This window comes from Leisingera sp. ABM4_103 (genome assembly GCF_056158685.1).
In genome coordinates this window covers 119325-140052 of record NZ_JBSWTU010000005.1, presented here as the reverse complement: position 1 = coordinate 140052, position 20728 = coordinate 119325, and the positions used below count along the sequence as shown (strand labels likewise).

At 63.7% G+C, this 20728-nt stretch carries 21 protein-coding genes, 1 tRNA gene and 1 riboswitch; of the genes, 10 read left to right on the top strand and 12 right to left on the bottom strand.

The features are described 5' to 3' along the window. The first annotated feature begins 62 nt into the window (after positions 1–62). The 3 genes from istA (at position 63) to ACXAED_RS02315 (ending at position 3145) form a co-directional block, all read left to right on the top strand. Positions 63–1562: an IS21 family transposase gene (gene istA, locus ACXAED_RS02325; protein ID WP_475046390.1), complete on the top strand. Its 1500-nt coding sequence runs from the start codon at positions 63–65 to the stop codon at positions 1560–1562. Continuing rightward, the gene (istB, locus tag ACXAED_RS02320) at positions 1559–2290 is read left to right on the top strand and encodes an IS21-like element helper ATPase IstB (protein ID WP_027234437.1); all 732 of its coding nucleotides are present in this window, start codon (positions 1559–1561) and stop codon (positions 2288–2290) included. Before istA ends, istB begins: the two co-directional genes overlap by 4 nt. 318 nt (positions 2291–2608) lie before the next feature. Continuing rightward, positions 2609–3145 carry an HGGxSTG domain-containing protein gene (locus ACXAED_RS02315; protein WP_475046578.1) on the top strand — a complete coding sequence of 179 codons (537 nt, stop codon included), beginning with the start codon at positions 2609–2611 and terminating at the stop codon, positions 3143–3145. Positions 3146–3430: 285 nt separating this feature from the next. Here ACXAED_RS02315 and ACXAED_RS02310 read toward each other — a convergent pair whose 3' ends face one another. The 4 genes from ACXAED_RS02310 to ACXAED_RS02295 all read right to left on the bottom strand — a co-directional run bounded on the left by ACXAED_RS02310 (position 3431) and on the right by ACXAED_RS02295 (position 6100). Next, entirely contained in the window at positions 3431–4258 is an 828-nt protein-coding gene (locus ACXAED_RS02310) for a DUF3037 domain-containing protein (RefSeq protein WP_475046577.1), read from the bottom strand. Further along, positions 4255–5058: a HipA family kinase gene (locus tag ACXAED_RS02305; protein ID WP_475046575.1), complete on the bottom strand. Its 804-nt coding sequence runs from the start codon at positions 5056–5058 to the stop codon at positions 4255–4257. The genes ACXAED_RS02310 and ACXAED_RS02305 overlap by 4 nt, the downstream gene beginning before the upstream one ends. 267 nt (positions 5059–5325) lie before the next feature. After that, positions 5326–5401, bottom strand: a tRNA-Thr gene (locus tag ACXAED_RS02300). Positions 5402–5611: 210 nt separating this feature from the next. Beyond that, positions 5612–6100 (bottom strand): hypothetical protein, encoded by a 489-nt coding sequence (locus tag ACXAED_RS02295; RefSeq protein ID WP_475046574.1) that lies wholly within the window; start codon positions 6098–6100, stop codon positions 5612–5614. Between the two features lie 169 nt (positions 6101–6269). Between ACXAED_RS02295 and ACXAED_RS02290 the strand changes: the two genes are divergently transcribed. After that, positions 6270–7259 carry a hypothetical protein gene (locus tag ACXAED_RS02290; RefSeq protein WP_475046572.1) on the top strand — a complete coding sequence of 330 codons (990 nt, stop codon included), beginning with the start codon at positions 6270–6272 and terminating at the stop codon, positions 7257–7259. A gap of 27 nt (positions 7260–7286) precedes the next feature. Here ACXAED_RS02290 and ACXAED_RS02285 read toward each other — a convergent pair whose 3' ends face one another. The 8 genes from ACXAED_RS02285 to thiC form a co-directional block, all read right to left on the bottom strand. Further along, positions 7287–8642: an amidase gene (locus ACXAED_RS02285; RefSeq protein WP_475046571.1), complete on the bottom strand. Its 1356-nt coding sequence runs from the start codon at positions 8640–8642 to the stop codon at positions 7287–7289. 114 nt (positions 8643–8756) lie between these two features. After that, positions 8757–9455: a bifunctional hydroxymethylpyrimidine kinase/phosphomethylpyrimidine kinase gene (thiD, locus tag ACXAED_RS02280; RefSeq protein ID WP_475052986.1), complete on the bottom strand. Its 699-nt coding sequence runs from the start codon at positions 9453–9455 to the stop codon at positions 8757–8759. Between the two features lie 2 nt (positions 9456–9457). Further along, positions 9458–10426, bottom strand: coding sequence for a ThiF family adenylyltransferase (locus tag ACXAED_RS02275; RefSeq protein WP_475046569.1), 969 nt, complete (start codon positions 10424–10426; stop codon positions 9458–9460). Beyond that, on the bottom strand, positions 10423–11028 hold the full coding sequence (locus tag ACXAED_RS02270) for a thiamine phosphate synthase (RefSeq protein WP_475052984.1): 606 nt from the start codon (positions 11026–11028) through the stop codon (positions 10423–10425). Before ACXAED_RS02270 ends, ACXAED_RS02275 begins: the two co-directional genes overlap by 4 nt. Continuing rightward, the gene (locus tag ACXAED_RS02265; RefSeq protein ID WP_475046567.1) at positions 11028–11795 is read right to left on the bottom strand and encodes a thiazole synthase; all 768 of its coding nucleotides are present in this window, start codon (positions 11793–11795) and stop codon (positions 11028–11030) included. The genes ACXAED_RS02270 and ACXAED_RS02265 overlap by 1 nt, the downstream gene beginning before the upstream one ends. 1 nt (position 11796) lies before the next feature. Next, on the bottom strand, positions 11797–11994 hold the full coding sequence (gene thiS, locus ACXAED_RS02260) for a sulfur carrier protein ThiS (protein ID WP_475046565.1): 198 nt from the start codon (positions 11992–11994) through the stop codon (positions 11797–11799). Further along, the gene (locus ACXAED_RS02255) at positions 11963–12931 is read right to left on the bottom strand and encodes an FAD-dependent oxidoreductase (RefSeq protein ID WP_475046564.1); all 969 of its coding nucleotides are present in this window, start codon (positions 12929–12931) and stop codon (positions 11963–11965) included. Before ACXAED_RS02255 ends, thiS begins: the two co-directional genes overlap by 32 nt. Next, on the bottom strand, positions 12928–14742 hold the full coding sequence (gene thiC / locus ACXAED_RS02250; protein WP_475046562.1) for a phosphomethylpyrimidine synthase ThiC: 1815 nt from the start codon (positions 14740–14742) through the stop codon (positions 12928–12930). The genes ACXAED_RS02255 and thiC overlap by 4 nt, the downstream gene beginning before the upstream one ends. Positions 14743–14875: 133 nt before the next feature. Next, positions 14876–15004, bottom strand: a riboswitch (TPP riboswitch). Positions 15005–15217: 213 nt separating this feature from the next. On the opposite strand from thiC, the gene bioB reads away from it, so the two are divergent. Genes bioB through ACXAED_RS02220 form a run of 6 tightly spaced genes read left to right on the top strand, consistent with a single transcriptional unit; the run spans position 15218 to position 20661 of the window. After that, positions 15218–16195: a biotin synthase BioB gene (gene bioB / locus ACXAED_RS02245; protein WP_008556688.1), complete on the top strand. Its 978-nt coding sequence runs from the start codon at positions 15218–15220 to the stop codon at positions 16193–16195. After that, the gene (locus ACXAED_RS02240) at positions 16195–17334 is read left to right on the top strand and encodes an 8-amino-7-oxononanoate synthase (protein WP_475046561.1); all 1140 of its coding nucleotides are present in this window, start codon (positions 16195–16197) and stop codon (positions 17332–17334) included. Before bioB ends, ACXAED_RS02240 begins: the two co-directional genes overlap by 1 nt. Further along, positions 17331–17957: a dethiobiotin synthase gene (bioD, locus tag ACXAED_RS02235; protein ID WP_475046559.1), complete on the top strand. Its 627-nt coding sequence runs from the start codon at positions 17331–17333 to the stop codon at positions 17955–17957. The genes ACXAED_RS02240 and bioD overlap by 4 nt, the downstream gene beginning before the upstream one ends. Continuing rightward, entirely contained in the window at positions 17954–19252 is a 1299-nt protein-coding gene (gene bioA / locus ACXAED_RS02230; protein WP_475046558.1) for an adenosylmethionine--8-amino-7-oxononanoate transaminase, read from the top strand. The genes bioD and bioA overlap by 4 nt, the downstream gene beginning before the upstream one ends. A 3-nt stretch (positions 19253–19255) precedes the next feature. Beyond that, a complete protein-coding gene (locus ACXAED_RS02225; protein WP_475046556.1) occupies positions 19256–19873 on the top strand; it encodes a pimeloyl-ACP methyl esterase BioG family protein in 618 nt (205 codons plus the stop codon). After that, the gene (locus tag ACXAED_RS02220; protein ID WP_475046554.1) at positions 19870–20661 is read left to right on the top strand and encodes a methyltransferase domain-containing protein; all 792 of its coding nucleotides are present in this window, start codon (positions 19870–19872) and stop codon (positions 20659–20661) included. Before ACXAED_RS02225 ends, ACXAED_RS02220 begins: the two co-directional genes overlap by 4 nt. Positions 20662–20728: the final 67 nt, after the last annotated feature.

Here is a 20728-nt window from a genome sequence, read left to right as displayed (position 1 = left end):
TGACCCACCTGTTTTCGTTAACATCCGCACAAAAAGTGCGGAGGAAAGAGCAGGTGTTACTGATGGAAAGCGTGTCGAAGATCCGACGATGGGTATTGGTTGAGGGACGCAGCATCCGGTCTGTTGCGCGGGCGACGGGATTATCGCGGAACACGATCAAGAAGTATCTGAAGGATGAGAGCCCGCCGAGCTACCAGCGCCAGGCCCCGCCGGTTCGGCACAAACTGTGCAACGGGTTTGATCTTCGGCTTCAGGAGCTGTTCGATCAGGACCAGAAGCGACCACGCCGGGAGCGGCGGACGGCCCAGAAGCTCTATGAGCAGCTCGTGGTGGAAGGCTACACCGGTTCCTATTCGCCAGTTCAGCGATTTGTCCGCGATCTGAGGCGGGCCGGTGCCGGTTCGGGCGAGGCCTTTATCCCGCTGCATTTTGCGGCAGGCGATGCGCTGCAATTTGACTGGAGCGAAGAACGGGTTGTCCTGGGCGGTATCGAGCAGAAGGTGAAGGTTGCCCATTTCCGCCTGTGCCACAGCCGCAAGCCCTTTGTCGTCGCCTATCCCGGCGAAGCCCAGGAGATGGTGCTGGATGCCTTTGCGCAGGCGCTGTCTTTCTATGGCGGGGTTCCACGCCGGGTGATCATCGACAACCCCAAGACCATGGTGACCTATGTCTCCCGCTCCAAGGACCGGATATTCCATCCCCGGTTCCTTGCCTTGATGAACCATTACGTTATGGAGCCGGTGGCCTGCACCCCGGCTGCGGGCTGGGAGAAGGGACAGGTCGAGAACCAGGTCCAGTTTTTGCGCGGCCGGTTGTTTGTGCCCAAACCTGCCTTTGATGATCTCGATGCGCTGAACGATTGGCTGCGCCTGCGCTGTGAAGAGCTGGCAAACCGGCCCCATCCCGAGCAATCGGATCGCACGATTGCAGAGCTGTTCGAAGACGAACGCGCCGAACTGCGCCCTCTGGGGCGAGCATTTGACGGATACGTGGAAAAGACCGTTCGTGTTCGCTCCACCTGCCTGGTTCAATATGCCAGCAATCGCTACAGCGTGCCGTCCCGGTTCGCGGGGCAACATGTGTCGCTGCGCGCCTATGCAGGCCGGATCGTGCTGGTGTCGGGCCAGGATGTCATCGCCGAGCACAAGCGTCGCTTCACCCGCAATGTCAGCTATTTTGAACCTTGGCACTACGTGCCGCTGCTGGATCGCAAGCCCGGCGCCCTGCGCGACGGCGCCCCCTTTGTGGACTGGCAACTGCCTGAGGCCATGCATCAGATCAGGGAGCACTACATGGCCGGCAAAGGCGGGGATCGGGAGTTCGTCGATCTGCTTCTGCTGGCCCAGGATCACGGGGTCGAGGTGGTCGAGACGGCTTGCGAACTGGCGGTGGAACAAAACACCCTGCGCCTGCCCGCCATCATCAACCTGATTAACCAGTTGGTGGAGCCGGTCATCACGCCGCTCAGCGACGCCTATACCTATCCGCAGCTGACCTTGCGGCCCGAGGCCGATTGCAAGCGCTATGAGACGCTGTGCTCGGCTGAGGAGGCTGCCGCATGAACGCCCTCATCGACCAACTGACCGCCCTGAGGCTGCACGGGATGGCAGCTTGCGCCCATGATTTGCTGTCCGCGCGCAAGCCACCAAGTCTGACCACAGCGATAAAGCAACTGATCGACGCTGAGACTGTAGAGCGGCGGGTGCGCTCCATCCAGTATCAAATGAGGATTGCGAAGTTCCCCCACCACAAGGACTTCGCCACCTTCGATTACAGCGCGGCCGCCGTCACCCAGCCCCAAATCGAGCCGTTCTGCTCAGGCCAATTCACAGAAGAGGCACATAATCTCATCCTGGTGGGCGGAACCGGCACCGGCAAAACCCACATCGCCATCGCGCTTGGAACCACCCTGATCAGCAACGGCAAGAAGGCGCGCTTCTTCAACGCCGTCGACCTGATCAACGCCCTGATCAAGGAACAGGCCGAGGGCAATGCCGGGAAGATCATCCGGCAGCTCTCGGCCCTGGACTGCGTCATCATCGACGAGCTGGGCTACATCCCGTTCCCCAAGTCCGGCGGCGCGTTGCTGTTCCATCTGATCAGCAAGCTCTATGAGAAGACCAGTGTCATCATCACGACGAACCTGGAGTTCGGCGAATGGGTCTCGGTCTTCGGTGACGCCAAGATGACAACCGCGCTTCTGGATCGCGTAACCCATCACTGCGCAATCATCGAGACAGGCAACACGTCATACCGGTTCGCACAGAGCAAGCGACGCAGAAAAACATAAACGTCGCGCAAGCAAAGCCCCCAGTCGGACTCGCTATATGAGGGCGGCCCGCCTGGGGCCTTTGCGCCACAAGGGGTGGGTCAAATTCAAACGCTGAAACCGGGTCAGTTTTGAACGCTCATTGACAGGCGCTTGATGAATTGCCGACGCAAGACGGGAAACCGGCCCGAAAGGCATTCATGCGCTGGCAGGAGGCGCAGAAGCCCCGCACAAAAACAGTGCATCGGCGTCACAGAATGACTGACGCGAAAGCCGAAACTGGAGCGCCCGCAGGCTCTCCCGTCCTGAAAATTGTGTCGGGCTGAGCGAGTTTGCGAAATGCTGTGTCACAGAAATCAGGACATATCTACATCTAGCCATGGGGCAGGAGCTAAGCAGATGACTGGTGAAGAACTGAAACAGCACCGCCTGCGCCTGGGGCTTTCGCGACCAACCTTGGCGGCTTTGGCTGGGTTGCACCTGTCATCAGTCAAATACTGGGAACGGAAAGGAAAGCCGCTTACTCGCGGCTATGCTCCTTCGCGGTTGCTCTTGGCAATGGGGCTTGAGGCGCCATGGTGCTCCAAGCCTTTCCAGAAACCGCTAGAGGGATGGGACAATTTTTCACCATCTACGCGCGCGCGGGATGGGGTCTTAGGCTCCGCTGCCGCTCAAACTTTTTCTAAGCATTGCGGCGCACGCACCCGCAGAGGCACAGCCTGCCGTTCAAAGCCTTGCCTTGGTAAAAGGCGTTGTCGGCTTCATGGGGGGCTTTCGACCGGCCCGAAAACGCAAGCGGGCCGGGACAAGATCGCGGATGCGCAACGGAGGCGCTGGGCTCTCCATCGCTCCGGCAATTCACCGCCGCGGGAGTGAGTTTCCAGCTATCCCACATGCAGCGGCAAACTCGAACTATTCTGTCTTGCCGGCCTCCAAAGCCAAAATAAAGAAAGCACGCTCGAATTCGCATTTCTGCCGGTTCCGCGAAGCGAAAACACGGCCTCATAGAAGCGGCAAAGCTCCGCGCTGGGCAGGGCGTCATTTGCGGAAATTACCACCCGTAGCATTATTCCGAAGTGCCTTCCCTCAAATGCTGAGCGGGCATTGCGCACGCAGAGCGTTGACAGGTTGTCGCACGTTCCCAATGCAAAATTTGCAGCGTCAGTACTCGTTTTTCAATGCTGAGAGGCGTTGGACAACGGTTTCACTTTGCTCTTCGTCAACAACAACTGGTGCAGCTGGGTTGTGGCGCAGGAACTCTAACATTTTCGAGTATTTGTTTTGCAGTTGCTGGTCGGTTGGCCTTCCTGTGACCATGTAGACCTGTGGTCTTTCGTTCGCTTCGAGCAGCCCAACCAGCTTACCAGCCCAACGGTCAGCTTTCCGCTGCATATGCTCCTCATCGGCGGAATCGAAGGAGATAGCTTGGACGCAGTGCCACTTTCCATTTTTGAGCGAGTGGTCGAATGTGACTTCAGTGTACTCGGTTCTGAAGGTGTGTGGTTTCATTCGGCTCAATAACTCGGCCCGTTTGAGCTTGCCTTTGACTGTATCAAAGACCTGTTCATCAGAGCGTTGTGTCCGTCCTGGTTTGGCGTCATGCTGCATCACGAAGCGTTGGAATAGTTGCTCCGAGGTCTTCTCAGGATCGCTGGTTGTTCCACTTCCGTTCAGCTTCCAGCGAAAACTGCTGTCATCGTTTCCAAGCAGCGAGTGCCCCAAATCGATGGCCGACTTCCAGATCCACATATCGGATGGTTGAGACGCATTCCGATCAAACCATCGGTCTATTTCTTTCAAGTCATGCGACAAGGCAGTTCTGTTCAGCCCCGGGTACGCACTACTCAGTCGTGAACCGCCGCTGCGAAACTTGAAATCCACGAATTGTGCCTTGGGGCAGAAGAAAAGGAGGCCCACGTTCATGCATTCGCCAGACCAAACGTCATGGCGATACTGCAAAACAGTGTAAGTATAGGCGCTACGCTTCATAGCTCCCGGGCTCCTTCGATTGCCGCAACAACCTCATCGATATGCTCCACAGCTTGGTCGAGGTAAGATGCGATATCTTTACATGCATCCCCCCATTCGGCGGGCGCATCGTTGGCATACATTGAAAATGTGTCCTCAGGTAGACTTTTCCAAGCCTTGGCCGCCGAGCGAAAATCGATGTGGTTGCTTGCCTTCAGTTTCCGCCAGAATGGGTGTTGATAGTCCCCGGCGATATAGTTCGTTAGACCTCCTGTGCTCCACGGGAGGTGAATGTAAGGCTTCTCATCATCAGGTGCCGTTGCTGACCCAAAGCACTCCTCATGGTCCAATAGCCGAAAATCATCACCTTTTTTCAGAATGTTGGGGTTGGCGACGCGCCTATCCCAGTTCTGGATGATGGAGTCGAAAAGATATGCTTCCCCTTGGACTTGATGTTGAGTTCTGGGCAAGCTGCTGGCCTCTGACCACCTACGCCAGCCCGGCCCTAAGTGCATGGCGCCAAAAACCACGCTTGGTCCCGCTCGCAGAGATGTGGCTAGATCTGAATCGGCGAGACTGTCGATGAAATCATCTGTTAGCCTGACCAAGACAGGTTGAGGGCAAGGCAGGCCCAAGTTGTCGGCTAAACGCGCAGCCATCCATTCTCGCGAAGGGGCAGCATCCGATATGCCTGGGTGGAGACGCGGCGCTTTGAGCCAGACTTCAAGTGGGTCACCATCCGGCATTTCGGCGAAAACCAGAGGCGGCTTCGAGCGACCACTTGTTGAGCGGCGAACAAATGATACTGCTTCACATTCCAATTTTCGGTCCGGCTTCCAGTTCGTGGTTAGCTTACCATAGAAGTCAACTGTGGAACCTCGCAACCCTTCCGGGAATAACTCAATTCGTCGCGATGCTGAAAGTGGGTGGTGGGTCCTATATGCGGGGGCGAAGGCACACCATGCAAGGCCATTTCGAACCGCTGCGAAGTACAGGTGTATCGAAATGCGAAAGTGGGGCGCTTAGTGGGGCTCAAGCGGTGACGTTTCAGTCAGGACGTTGATATTAAAGGACATTTTTTGGTGAAGTGGTGCCCCCACACGGACTCGAACCGCGGACCTACTGATTACAAATCAGTTGCTCTACCAGCTGAGCTATAGGGGCGCCGAGCTGTGAAACCGCGCTTAGCATCCTTCGCAGGTTCCTCGCAAGAGGTCTTTTCAGCAAATGAACAAGCTTGCAGAATTGCAGACCGCCGCGCGCATTGCTGGCGCTGCGGGAGACTGCCGCGGGGGTTGCTGCCAATGCCTTGCCGGGAAGGCCGGTACGCGGCCGCTCAGCCAAAACCGGCCAGATCCGGCCGGCGGGTCAGGCTTACCGCAGGGGGCGGCCGTTGCGGCCGAAGGAAAAGCTCTCGGTGCTGAGGTCATCATAGGTCACTTCAACCGCGACCTGCTGGATCGAGCCCAGCGGGTAGCTGCGGTAGGGCATGCCGTCTTCTTCCTTGATCATGTTGGGAAAGCCCTCGTCCAGATGGCACTTTGGCAGCGGCCAGACTTCCAGCGGGCTGCCGTTCACCCCCAGTTTCACCTGCGCCAGGCCGCAGCGCCAGGACCACAGGTGGGTGACATAGAGCAGGTCCTGGCCGTTGAATTCGCGCACATGTATCCAATTGGCCAGAGTCGCGGCCAGGATCGGCTTCACCTCGGTTGCGGTGGTAAAGCGGCCGGTGGCCTCCTGCGGCTCCGCCGCCAGCGCGCTGCCAGCCGGAGCAGGCGCGGCGACCGCCGCAGCCTCCTGTGTGTCGTCCTCCGAGCCCGGCTGCGCCGCGGCCGCGATTATCGCCAGGATCACATCAATCATGTTCTCTCTCCACTTGGGACGCCCTTTCGAGTCACAGGGCCGCCCGAAATTCCCGGCGGCCTGTTGCACGGCATCCTGCCGGCTAGTAGCTACCATAGCAGGCAGGTCTGCCTGCGGCCTTAACAGGCAGTCCTAACCGCCCGGCAGAGACGAAAAAACGGGGAAAACAATGGCAAATGCCCCCTTCAACGTGATGATCATCGGCCAGGCGGGCCGGCTGCAGTATGAGGCGGTCCTGTTTGCCGCCTCGCTGCGCCACTGTTCCCCCGGGTTTTCCGGCCGCCTGTTTGTGGCGGTGCCGCAGCCGGGGCCGTTGTGGGACAAGGACCCCAGCATCCGCAACCGGGAGGTGCTGCAGTTGCTCGCGGATCTGGGCGCGGAGATCCTGCCGTTCGAAAGCAAGGTGTTCGGCGCCGTATACCCCTATGGCAACAAGATCGAGGCGCTGCAGGTGCTGCCGGAAGGGGAGCCGTTCGTGTTCTTCGACACCGACACGCTGATCACCGGCGAGCTGGCGGAGGTGCCCTTTGACTTCTCCCGCCCCTCGGCGTCGCTGCGGGTGGAGGGGACCTGGCCCAAGCCCACTCTTTACGGGCCGGGATATGCCGGCATCTGGCAGTCGCTTTATGCCCGCTTCGGCCTCGATTTTCAGTCCAGCCTCGACCTCGGCCAGCCGGACGGGTTCTGGAAGCGCTACCTCTATTTCAATGCGGGCTTTTTCTACGGCGCCTGCCCGCGGGCCTTTGGTAAGCGCTTCCTGGTCTATGCGCAATCGGTCAGGAATGATCCGCCGCCGGAGCTGACGGGCCAGTCATTGGACCCATGGCTGGATCAGATCGTGCTGCCGCTGGTGATCCATTCCTTCGGCGGCGGCCGCGATGCGCTGCCTGCCGGCTATCTGGACGGGGAGACCAGCTGCCACTACCGGCTGTTTCCGCTGCTCTATGCGCGCGAAAGCGACCGGGTGGTGGAGCTGCTGCACGAAATCGCCGCGCCGAACCGGATCAAGAAGGTGCTGAAGACCTATGAGCCGATCAAGCGCATGGTCTATCAGGGCCGCGGAGAAAAGGTGCGGGCGCTTTTTGACCGCGAAAACCTGCCGCGGCGCGAGCAGGCGATCCGCAACCGGATCAAGAAAGAAGGCTTCTGGATGCGCTGAGGGCGGCAGTGGGGCGGTGCTTCCGTGCTAACGCAGCGCCCGCTCGATGCTGCGGGCAAATTGCAGCAGCCGTTTATCCGACCCTTTCGGCCCGGTGATATGCAGCCCCACGGGCATTTCGTCTGCAGAAGCACCGAAGGGGATCGAGACTGAGGGCAGTTCCATCGGCGGTGTCAGCGTCACCGTGCGCCAGTCCTCGGGCAGCTCGCTGTCGCGCAGATCCGCAGAGAACGGCATCCCCGTCGCCGTGGGCCACAAGGCAAAGTCGTAGCGCTCAAAGAAGGCAGCCACATCCGCCCAGACCCGGGCGCGGGTGGTCTGATAGGCCACCAGCTCCGCCAGGCTGCGCCCCTCTGCCTGGGCACAGGCAGTACGGAAGCTTTCTCCTGCCAGCGCCATGTCCGGCTCCAGCGCGGCGCGGACCTGCAGGGCGCATTGGCCGCGGGTGATACCGCCATGCGCCATCAGCGGCTCAAGTTCGGGGGCGTCTTCTGCCACCTGCCATCCCAGCTCCCGGCACAAAGCCTCCACCGGCGCAATCGCCACCTGCACCGACGGCTCCACAGTGGCCCCGAAGGGCGACAGCGACAGCGCAACCCGGCCAGGGCGCCGGGCAGGGGGCTCATCCAAGTCCGCCAGCCGCGGCAGGTCCTGCCAGAAGCCCAGCGGCTGGCTGGCGGCATTGCCCTGCATCACCTCCAGCATCAGCACCAGATCCCGCACCGTCCGCGCCATCGGCCCCGGCACCGACAGCCCGTCAAAGGGCGCGGGGTTCGGCGCATAGGGGATCAGGCCGGAGGTCGGGCGCATCCCCACAACTCCGCACCAGGCCGCAGGCGTGCGGGTGCTGCCGCCCAGATCGGAGCCATCGGCCAATGCCACCATGTTCGCCGCCAGCGCCGCCGCCGCGCCGCCGGAACTGCCGGCCACAGTCTTTTCCGGGTTCAGCGGGTTGCGGGTGGTGCCGCTCACCAGGTTGCTGGTCTGGCCGGAAAAGGTGAATTCCGGCGTGTTGCTTTTGCCGGTGATCACTGCGCCCGCCGCCCGCAGCCGCGCCACGTGCAGCGCGTCATAGTCCGGCACATGGGTTTCAAAGCTCCGCGACCCCCAGGTGGTGCGCAACCCCGTGGTTTCAAAGCAATCCTTGACCGCCAGCGGAAGCCCGTGCAACGGCCCGGCAAAACGTCCGCCGGCGGCCATCGCATCCAGTTCCGCCGCCCGCGCCTCTGCCGCGTCCCAGTCCAGGGTGACAAAGGCATTGACCGCGCCCTCCCGCGCCTCTGTCTGCGCCTTATGCGCCGCCAGCACCTCGCGGGCGCTCAGCTCGCGGGCGCGCAGCTTGGCCGCCATCTGTTCGGCGCTGAGCGCGGTGATATCGGTCATGCAGCAGGTCTCCCGGGCCTTGGCGTGAAAAGCTGCCGGGACACTAGGGAGACGTGCCCGCAGGCTCCGTCCTGAAACCGGCCTCAAAACCGTCTGCCAGCGACCTTGCCCGCCTCAGCGGCGCAGCCAGCGGTGCACCGCGTCCTTGCCGTGGCGGCAGGCTGCCTCCAGGCTTTCCCCCTGTGCCAGATGGCAAGCGATGGCCGTTGCCAGGCTGCACCCGGTGCCGCGCCTCGATACCGCCAGCCGCGGCGCGGCAAAGGGGACGGGCGCGTGATCTGCGGTGAACAGCAGGTCAATGCTCTCCGCCCCGGTGCCATGGCCGCCCTTGACCAGCACCGCTTGCACTCCTTGCGCCAGCAGCGCGGCCGCTTGCGCCTCAAGGCTGCCCTGCACGCCGGACAGCAGCTCCAGCTCCGCCAGGTTCGGCGTTACCAGCGCCGCCCGCCGCAGCAGCGCGCCAAAGCCATCCGCCGCCATCAGCGTGCCGCCGGAACTTGCCTTCAATACCGGGTCCAGCACGATGGGCAGGCCCGCGGGCAAAGCGGCCTCTACCGCTTCCGCCACCGCAGCCGAGCCAAGCATGCCGATCTTCACCGCCCCGGGCCGCGGCGGTGTTGCCAAGGCGGCGCGCGCCTGGTCCGCAACACCTTGGACAGGGCAGGGATGAACGGCCAGAACCGCCTCGTTGGTCTGCACGGTCACGGCTGCCACGACCGGCCGGACAGAGACGCCCAGCTCGGCGGCCATAGCCGTATCGCGGGTGAGCCCCGCGCCGCCGCTGCTGTCGGTGCCGCCAATGGCCAGGATCATTGTCACGCACCATCTCCCGCCGCCAGCAGCGCAAGATCGTTGAAACCGGCCTGCCGCAGATCCTGCGCCGCGCCCCAGGCCCGGAGCCCGGTGCGGCAGCACAGCACGATCCGCCCCCCGCGCGGGAGGTCCGCCGCCAGCAGATCGGCACGGGCCATCCGGCGCGTCTGCGGTGCAGGCAGGCGCGGGGCTTCTGCGGCATCGCGCAGTTCAACCACCGTATCCTGCGGGGTGATATGAGGTGCGGCGATAAAGGGCAGGGTGTCCTCCGGCTCCTCGGCGCCGTCAAAGCGGAATGTGCTGACCTGCAGGTCCTGCATGCGGAAAATAAACAGCTGTCCCCGCGGGGACGGCTGATGATCCAGCAGAGCTTTCAGCGCCAGCTGTGCCTGCAATGCTCCGATCATGCCCACGGCTGGCCCCATCACGCCTGCGGTCGCGCAGGTCGCGGCCTGCGCGGGCAGGTCCGGAAACACCGCGCGCAAGGACGGTGCACCGCCGCAGAACCCGCCGGCATAGCCCGACTGCCCCAGCGCGGAGGCGGAGATCAGTGTCTTGCCTTGCCGCAGGCATTCATCCGAGAGGGTATAGGACACCGCAAAACTGTCCGCTGCATCCACCACCAGATCAGCCCCGGCTACCATTTTCGAGGCATTGGCGGCGTCCAGCGGTTCCACAAGGGCCGTCACCTCCAGCTCCGGATTGGCCGCCAGCAGATGCAGCCGGGCCGCCTCAGCCTTGGGGCGGCCGAGGTCGGCCATCGAGTACAGCACCTGCCGGTGCAGGTTGCTCTCCTCCACCACGTCGCCATCCATCACCGTGATCCGGCCCACGCCGGCCCCGCCCAGATACTGCAGCACCGGGCAGCCCAATCCCCCGGCGCCGACCACCAGCACATGGGCGCGGGCCAGCCGATCCTGACCCTCCGCACCGACTTCCGACAGGATCATCTGGCGCGCGTAACGGCTCATGCGGGCTCCTTGACGCGGCAGGCCTCCACCCATTCGCGGGTGCGCGCCTCGGGGTCCTCCGCCAGCTGGATATCAGTTACCACCGCGGCGCTGTCGGCCCCGGCGGCAAAGACCCCGGGCAGCCGCTCCGGCGTCAGCCCGCCAATCGCGACCAGAGGCGTCTTGCCCGCCATCTGCTTCCAGCGGGTGACCCGCTCCAGCCCCTGCGGCCCCCATTTCATCTTCTTCAAGAGCGTCGGATAGACCGGCCCCAGTGCCACGTAAGCGGGATCAAAGGACAACGCCCGCTCCAGTTCGTCTTTATCATGGGTCGACAGTCCAAAGCGCACCCCCTTGCGGCGCAGCGCGGCGAAATCCGCGGTGTCCATGTCCTCCTGCCCCAGATGCACGAAGTTGCAGTTCAGGTCCAACGCCGCCTGCCAGTAATCATTCACCACCAGCTGCGCGCCATGCACCGCGCAGAAATCCCGCGCGCGGGCAATCTGGCGGCGTACTTCGGCATCCGGCTCATCTTTGATGCGCAGCTGCACCAGCCTGGCCCCCTGCGGCACCAGCAGCTCCAGCCTGCCGACATGGCTCACGATCAAATAGAAACGGTCCATCATGCAAACTCCGCCAAGCCCAGAACCGGGGTGGAGGGCACCGCCATATCGCGCCGCTCCATCGGGTCGGCCTGATACCCCAGACGCCCTGCTTCAACCGCCAGAGCCATCGCGCGGGCCATCCCTGCCGGATTACCGGCCTTGGCCACGGCGGTGTTCAGCAGCACCGCGTCCATGCCCAGCTCCATCGCCTGTGCCGCGTCCGAGGGCCGCCCGATGCCGGCATCCACGATCAGCGGCACATCCGGGAAATGCGCCCGCATCGCCCGCAAGCCATCCGGGTTGCGCAACCCCTGGCCGGAGCCGATCGGCGCCCCCCAGGGCATCAGGACTTCGCAGCCTGCGTCCAGCAGCTTCTCCCCAACCACCAGATCGTCGGTGGTATAGGGAAAGACTTGGAACCCCTCGCTGCTCAGCATCCGCGCCGCTTCCACCAGCCCGAACACATCCGGCTGCAGCGTGTCGGAATGGCCGATCACCTCCAGCTTGATCCAATCTGTTTCAAACAGCTCCCGCGCCATACGGGCGGTGGTCACCGCCTCCTGCACCGAATGGCAGCCGGCGGTGTTGGGAAGGATGCGGCAGCCAGTCTCCCTCAGCCCCTCCCAGAACCCGGCGCCGGAGCCGTCGGCGGTCTCGCGGCGCAAGGAGACAGTAATGATCTCCGTGCCACTGGATGCCACCGCCTCAGCCAGCACCGCAGGCGAGGGATATTGTGCAGTGCCCAACAGCAGCCGCGAGGCAATCTCTGTTCCGTAAACTTTCATCTCAGCCTCCCTGCATCGGGGCCAGAACCTCCAGCCGGTCGCCTTCGGCCAGAAGCACCCCCTCCCGCTTGCCGCGGGCAATGAATGTGCCGTTCAGCGCGGTCGCAACGGCGGAGCAGGCAAAGCCCAGCTCATCCAGGACCGTCTGAAGGTCGGTTGCGGACACGTCACGCGGTTCGGCGTTCACGATGATCTTCATCTGATATCTCCGGTATCAAGCGGTCAGCGGCCTGCCGTGCCATTGCGGGGGCAAGCAGGAAGCCGTGCCGGTACAGGCCATTGAGGTAAAGCGTCCCGTCCTGTGCGGTCAGCCGCGGCAGGTTGTCCGGGAAGGCCGGGCGCAGCCCCGCGCCGGTCTCCACGACGCTGGCCTCCGCAAAGGCCGGGTGCAGGGCAAAGGCGGCACTCAGCAGCTCGCTGAGCGAGCGCAGGGTGATGGCACGGTCCGAGCTGCTCTCGATCATGGTGCCGCCGATCATGAAATACCCGTCCCCGCGGGGAACGAGATACAGCGGCATCCGCGGATGCAGCAGGCGCAGGGTGCGGCTGATCTCCACCTCCGGGCAGTGCAGGATGGCCATCTCGCCGCGCACCGGGCGCAAGGAAGGCAACGGCGCCGCCATGCCGGTGCAGTCCAGCGTGACGCGGGCCGGGGCAGGGGAGCCATAACGGATCTCTACCCCTATTTCCTGCACCGTCGCAGTCAGGTCCCGCAAAGCCCGCCGCGGGTCTAGATGGGCTTCCTTCTCAAAGAACAGCCCTTGCGCAAACCGCCCCGCCAGTGCCGGCTCCAGCTCGCCAATCTCCGCCCCGTCCACACCCCGGTGACCGGTGGTGCGGCGGGCAAAGCGGGTAAGCTCCGCCCGGTCGCGGGCAGGCGCCACCACCAGCGTGCCGCGCCTGTGGACGGTCGTGACCTTGGCCCACCAATCGAAGGCGCGGCTGCCGAGGGTTATGACGTCATCCTCGGCGCTTTCGCGTTCGCACCAGGGGGCCAGCATGCCGCCCGCAAAGCGCGCGACGCTGCTGGCCCCGGGCGTCTCGCCCCGCTCATAGAGGGTGACTGCCGCCCCGCGCTGCGCCAGCTCATAGGCGCAGGCGAGGCCGGCAAGGCCTGCGCCTGCGATGGTGATCATTCCGCCGGTTCCGCTGCTTCAGCGGCAGGCACGTACAGCTCACCGCCCTCGCGGAACTTGGCGGCCATCGCCTCCATGCCCTCTTTCTGCGCTTCCGAGCGGATGTCGTGGCTGATCCGCATCGAGCAGAATTTCGGCCCGCACATGGAGCAGAAATGCGCCACCTTATGGGCCTGTTTCGGCAGGGTCTGGTCGTGGAACTCACGCGCGGTATCCGGGTCCAGCGACAGGTTGAACTGATCCTCCCAGCGGAACTCGAACCGCGCCCGGCTCAGTGCATCGTCGCGGCGCTGGGCGCCCGGCAGGCCCTTGGCCAGATCGGCGGCATGGGCGGCGATCTTATAGGTGATCACGCCTGTCTTGACGTCGTCACGGTCGGGCAGGCCCAGGTGCTCCTTGGGTGTCACGTAGCACAGCATGGCGCAGCCGAACCAGCCGATCATGGCGGCTCCGATGCCAGAGGTGATATGGTCATAGCCCGGCGCGATGTCGGTGGTCAGCGGCCCAAGCGTATAGAAGGGCGCCTCGTGGCAGCACTCCAGCTGCTTGTCCATGTTCTCCTTGATCTTGTGCATGGCGACATGGCCCGGCCCCTCGATCATCACCTGGCAGTCCTTGGCCCAGGCAATCTTGGTCAGTTCACCGAGGGTCTCCAGCTCGGCAAACTGCGCCTCGTCATTGGCGTCCGCGATGGAGCCCGGGCGCAAGCCATCACCCAAGCTGAAGCTCACGTCATACTGGCGGCAGATGTCGCAGATTTCCTCGAAATGCTCGTACAGGAAGCTCTCCTTGTGGTGATGCAGGCACCACTTGGCCATGATCGAGCCGCCGCGCGAGACGATGCCCGTCACCCGGTTCACCGTCATCGGCACCATGTGCAGCCGCACGCCCGCGTGGATGGTGAAGTAGTCGACGCCCTGTTCCGCCTGCTCGATCAGCGTGTCGCGGAAAACTTCCCAGGTCAGGTCCTCGGCGATGCCATTGACCTTCTCCAGCGCCTGGTAGATCGGCACGGTGCCGATCGGGACCGGCGAGTTGCGCACGATCCATTCGCGGGTGTTGTGAATGTTGCGGCCCGTCGACAGGTCCATCACCGTGTCGGCACCCCAGCGGATCGCCCAGACCAGCTTGTCCACCTCTTCCTCCATCGAGGAGGTGACGGCCGAGGTGCCCATATTGGCGTTGATCTTCACCTTGAAATTGCGGCCGATGATCATCGGCTCGATTTCCGGGTGGTTGATGTTGGCGGGGATGATGGCGCGGCCGGCGGCAATTTCCTGGCGCACGAATTCCGGTGTCACGTAGTCGGGGATGTTGGCGCCGAAATCATTGCCGTCGCGTTTGGCGTGGCAGGGGGACAGCTCGCGCAGCTGATTTTCGCGGATCGCCACGAATTCCATTTCCGGCGTGATTAGCCCTGCACGGGCATAGGCCAGCTGGGTCGGCGCTTTGCCATCCTTGCCGCGCAGGGGGGCGGGTTTCACCGGGAACTCCGGCGTCAGCCGGTCGCCCTCGACAAAGCCGTTGTCCTCCGGCTTAACATCGCGGCCCTGGTAGCTTTCGACGTCGCCGCGTGCCTCAATCCACTGGCGGCGCAGCGCTGGAAGGCCTTCGCGGATGTCGGTCAGCACATCCGGGTCGGTGTAGGGCCCGGAGCTGTCATAGACCGGCAGCGGCGCTTCGCCCGCGGTGGGGTGGGTGGAGATTTCGCGCATCGGCACGCGGATGTCCTGATGGACCTCGCCGCTGACGTAGATCTTGCGCGACGCGGGCAATGCGCCCGTCGTAATCTTGGGGTTGGGGACGTTCATTTTTGGTGCTCCTCGAAGCCTAAACTCAGAAAAGACACCAGGTGAGTTTTGGCTCGGGAAACCGGCAGGCATGGGGCCTGCTTGACCGGAATGCGCCCGTTTCAAACGGCTGTCCCCGCGGGGACAAGGGGCCAAAAGGCGCGTCCTAGCTTCCTACGCCAGTGTCAACTGGGTCAGGTTCAAAGGGTCGCGCCGCCGGTCCGGGCTGCCCCGCACCATGACGCCTCTCAGTCCCTTGGGCGGGACTCCCCTGCGTGCCTATAGGGCTAGGGGAGGGGCGGGGTTCGCGTCAACCGCTATTTTCATAGATTATTTTTTGGCATTATCTTCAGTGCGATACTGGTCTTAAGGAGGCATCTACGAGGCAAATCGCTGCAGCGCAGCTTTGGTGCTTGATCGGCGCCCTCAAAATTATCTATAAAAACCGGAAACGCCATCCGCGCATGGCCAACAGGTATAGAGAACAGGAGACAGCATGCTGGACGCTGCACCCATCCGCACCGACTGGACCCGCGAGGAAGCGGAAGCGATTTACAACAAGCCTTTTATGGACTTGCTGTTTCAGGCGCACACCGTGCACCGGCAGTATTTCGACCCCAACCAGGTGCAGAAATCCAAGCTTCTCAGCATCAAGACCGGCGGCTGCGCCGAGGATTGCGCCTATTGCTCCCAGTCGGCGCGCAACGGCGCGCAGCTGTCGGCGTCCAAGCTGATCGAGGTGCAGCGGGTGATTGCCGAGGCCAAGAAAGCCAAGGAAGGCGGCGCGACGCGCTATTGCATGGGGGCCGCCTGGCGCTCGCCCAAGGACCGCGACATGGCGGCGCTGGAAGCGATGGTGCAGGGCGTCAAGGACCTGGGCATGGAAACCTGCATGACCCTGGGCATGCTGGACGAGGAACAGGTGTTCCGCCTGCGCGATGCTGGTCTGGACTACTACAACCACAACATCGACACCTCCGAGCGCTACTACTCCGAGATCATCACAACTCGCACCTTCGCCGACCGGATCGACACCCTGAACCGGGTGCGCGAGGCGGGCATCAAGGTCTGCTCCGGCGGCATTGTCGGCATGGGCGAGCAGCAGCTGGACCGCATCGACATGATGCTGGCACTGGCAACGCTGGAGGTGCACCCGGATTCGGTGCCGGTCAACATGCTGATCCCGATCGCCGACACGCCGCTGGCCAATGTCGAGAAGCTGGACCCGATCGAATTCGTCCGCTCCGTGGCGCTGGCCCGCATCCTGATGCCGAAATCCCACGTGCGCCTGTCCGCAGGCCGCACCGATATGTCGGACGAGATGCAGGCAATGTGTTTCTTTGCCGGTGCCAACTCGATCTTTGTGGGCGACACGCTGCTGACCGCGGACAACCCCGAAGAGGACAAGGACCAGCAGCTGTTTGACCGTCTGGGCATCACCGCCATGGCCGCGGGCTGCGACGGCAGCCGCTGATGGCGGGCGCCTTCCCGAGGCATGAGAAATCGCTGGAAGCGCTGCGCACGCGCGGGCGCTACCGGCAATTGATGCCGCGGGACGGGCATGACTTTGCCTCCAACGACTACCTTGGGCTGGCGGGCAGTGAAGTGCTGCGCGCCGCTGCCGCAGATGCGCTGGCGCGCGGGGTGCCGGTGGGGGCAGGCGGCTCGCGCCTGCTGCGCGGCAATGATGCAGAACATCAGCTTCTGGAAGCCGAGGCTGCGGAGTTTTTCGGCACCGAGGCCGCGTTGTTCATGGGCGGCGGGTTCAACGCCAATCAGGCGATTTTCTCCACCCTGCCGCAGCAGGGCGATCTGGTGCTGTATGACGCGCTGATCCATGCCAGCACCCATGACGGGATGCGGCTGGGCCGGGCCGAGACGCGCAACTTTGCCCACAGCGACGCGGAGGACGCTGCGCGGGTACTGAAAGCCTGGCGCGCGGAAGGCGGCGGAGGCCAGGTCTGGATCGCGGTTGAGGCGGTCTATTCCATGGACGGAGACCTCGCTCCGCTGGAGGCGCTGATGGCCCTGGCCGATGCCGAAGGCGCCGTGCTGGTGGTGGATGAAGCGCATTCCTCCGGCGTGTTTGGCGATCTGGGCCGCGGGCTGGCGCATGAAGTTGCCCACCTTCCGAATGTCCTGTCCCTGCACACCTGCGGCAAGGCTTTGGGTGCCTCTGGCGCTCTGATTTGCGGCCAGCGGGTGCTGATCGAGACGCTGATCAACAAGGCGCGCGGGTTCATCTTTGCCACGGCCCCGTCGCCGCTGAACGCGGCACTGGTGCGGGCGGCGTTGCAGGAGCTGCAACAGAACCCGGGCCGCCGCGAACAGGCGTGGCAGGGGATCACCCATGCGCAAGGCGAAGCCAAGCGCCTGTGCGGGCTGGACGGGTTCCAGAGCCAGATCCTGCCGGTGGTGATTGGCGATGACAAACGCACCATGGCGCTGGCCTCCGCCCTGCAGGGCCGCGGCTATGACATTCGCGGCATCCGCCCGCCGACAGTGCCGCGCGGCACCTCTCGGCTGCGGCTGTCGATCACGTTGAACACGGGGGCAGAGGTCATCACCCGGATGTTCGAGGACCTCGCCCGGGAAATGGAGAGTGCAGCATGAGCGCGCTGATCGTGACTGGAACCGACACCGGCATCGGCAAGACTATTTTCTCGGCCGGCCTGGTGCAGGCACTGGGCGCCACTTATTGGAAGCCGGTGCAATCGGGGCTGGAGGAAGAGACCGACAGCCAGATCGTCTCCCGCCTGTCGGGCCGCCCGGCGCTGCCCGAGGGCTACCTGCTGCAACTGCCCGCCTCGCCGCACCTGTCGGCGGAGGCCGAGGGTGTTGAGATCGACCCGGACGCGTTGCCCTTGCCAGAGACCGAGGGCGTGCTGGTCGCCGAAGGCGCGGGCGGGCTGATGGTGCCGCTGAACCGGGAGGTCCTGTATCTTGACCTCTTCGCGCGCTGGCGAGCCCCGGTAATCCTGTGCGCACGGACGCAGCTGGGAACGATCAACCACACGCTGCTGTCGCTGAAAGCGCTTCGGGATGCGGGCTGTACCGTTGTGGGCGTTGCTTTCATCGGCGACGCGGAGCCGGCGGTGGAGGAAACCATCTGCCAGTTCGGCCAGGTGGCACATCTGGGGCGGCTGCCTGTCCTGGGCGAGCTGACCTCCGACGCGCTGGCCGTGGCCTTTCAGGCCAGCATCCGCATGGACCTGATCAAGGAGGCCCTGGCATGAGCGCCGCTGACCTCAGCCAGCTGGAATTCGACCAGCAGCACCTCTGGCATCCTTACACCAATGTTGCCAAACCCGGACCGACCTTCGTGGTGAAGGAAAGCGAGGGTGTGCATATCACACTGGATGACGGCACCCGGCTGATCGACGCCATGTCGTCCTGGTGGTGCATGATGCACGGCCACAAGAACCCGGCGATCACCAAGGCGATTCACGACCAGCTCGACACCCTGCCGCATGTGATGTTCGGCGGGCTGACCCATGACCCGGCCATCGACCTTGGCCGCAAGCTGCTGGAGATCACGCCCGAAAGCCTCACCCGTATCTTCTACTGCGACTCTGGCTCGGTCTCGGTCGAGGTGGCGATGAAAATGGCAGTGCAGTACCAGCACGCCATCGGCCAGGCGGATCGCAAGGAGTTTGCCACCATCCGCTCCGGCTATCACGGCGACACCTGGAAGGCGATGAGCGTCTGCGACCCGGACACCGGTATGCACCACCTGTTCCAGGGCGCGCTGAGCGTGCAGCACTTCGTCTCCCGCCCGCCGGTCCGCATCCATGAGGAGTGGGTCGACGATCCGGCACGGAACGGTTTGGGAGAACTGCGCGCCGTCTTAGAGGCCAATGCGCAGAAGATCGCAGCGTTTATCCTGGAGCCCGTCGTTCAGGGCACAGGCGGCATGTATTTCTATCATCCGGAATACCTGAACCAGGCGCGTGCCTTGTGTGATGAACTGGGTATCCTCTTGATCTTTGACGAGATCGCCACCGGTTTTGGCCGCACGGGGGAGCTGTTTGCCACCAATTTCTGCACCGTCGAGCCGGATATCATCTGCCTTGGCAAGGGGCTGACGGGCGGGCATATCTCTTTCGCCTGCACCATGACCAATGACCGCGTGGCGGAGGGTATCGGCGGCGGCAATCCCGGCCTGTTCATGCACGGGCCGACCTATATGGGCAACCCGCTGGCCTGTGCTGCGGCCAAGGCGTCGCTTGACCTGCTCACGGGCCAGGACTGGCGCGGCACCGTGGCCGCACTCGGCGAGCAGATGGAGGCGGAACTGGCCCCGGCGCGCGATCTTCCCAACGTGGCGGACGTGCGGGTGCTGGGGGCCATTGGCGTGATCGAGATGAAGCACCGCGTCTCGGCGGATGAGGCCCACGCCCGCGCGCATGAGATGGGTGTGTTCCTGCGCCCCTTTGGCACCAACATCTATACCATGCCCCCGTTCATCACGACGCCGGATCAGCTGAGCGAAATCACCGCCGGCATGCTTCGGCTGGCGCGGGAGCTGTAGGGAATGGAGTTCCGCTGGATCAAACAGAACCAGGCAGCCGAGGCCATCGTGGTCTTTGGCGGCTGGGCTGTCGGGCCGGAGGTGTTCTGGCACCTCGACGGCCCGCAGGATATTCTGTTTGCCAGCGGCTACAGCGATCTGAACGCGGAGCTGCCGGATCTGTCTGCCTATGACCATGTAAGCCTGCTGGCCTGGTCCTTTGGCGTCGCGGCCTATGGCCATTGGCAGCAGGGGCGGTCCGATCCGTTCCAGCGCAAGGTGGCGGTGAACGGCAGCCTGAAACCGGTGAACCGCAGTGCAGGTATTCCGCCCGCGGTCTTCCGAAAGACAGCCGAGACGCTGAGCCTGGAAAGCTTTCAGGGCTTTCTGACCCGCGTTTTCGGGCAGCCGCAGCCGCCCGAGCCGGTGGATGTGGACGCGCTCCGGGCGGAGCTGCTGGCAGTGGAGCGCCGCGGCGATGCACCGCAAACGCGGTTTGACCGGATCTGGATCAGCTCCGGCGACAAGATCTTTCCGCCCGCCAACCTGGCGCGGGCCTGGGCGGGGCAGGCGGTCAGCCAGATCGACGCGCCACACGCGCCTTTTAGCCAGTTCGAGACCTGGGAGGCGCTTTTGCAATGAAAGACATGATGCCTCCTCAGGTTGACCGGTCGCGGGTGCGGCAAAGCTTCCGCCGCGGGCTGGAGAGCTATCACCGCAACGCCTCGGTGCAGGCGGATATCGCTGCTCAGCTGGCACAGATGCTGCAGGCTGAGGGTGCGCCAGGGCAATTCGGGGCGGCGCTGGAATTTGGCTGCGGTACCGGTCATCTGACCCGGCAGCTGGTGCAGCGTTTCGAAATCGGCAGCCTGTTGCTGAACGACTTGGTGCCGGAGGCGGCTTCTGTATTGCAGGAACTGGGTGACGCTGCGCCTGCGCAAACCCGGTTCGAGGCCGGGCCGGTGGAAAGCCTGCCGCTGCCGCAGGAGCTGGATCTGATCGCCTCAGCCTCCACCGTGCAGTGGATCCCGGACCTGCCTGCGCTGACAGCGCGGCTGGCAGCGCGTCTGAAACCCGGGGGCTGGCTGGCGCTGTCGGGCTTTGGCCGCAGCCAGTTCCGCGAGCTGGCCGCTCTGGGCTCAGCCGCCGCCGCGCCCAGCTACCTGGATGCCGGGGAGTGGCGGGCGGTATTGCCCGGCAGCCTGGACCTCGTGGCGGCCGCCCAAGCACCTGTGGTGCTGGAGTTCGATAGCGCGCTGGCGCTGCTAAGGCATCTGCGCCAGACCGGCGTCAACGGTCACGCCCAGCAAAGCTGGAGCCGCCGGCGTCTGCGGGATTTCGAGGACGCCTACCGGGCGCAGTTCGGCCAGGGCGGCAAGCTTCCTCTGACCTATGATCCGGTGCTGCTGGTGGCCCGGCGCACGGCCTGATCCGGTTGCGTTGTTGCGGCGGTGCAACGCGCGCTTGAAGCAAGTTTTAGGCTTTTTTCTATTCTTT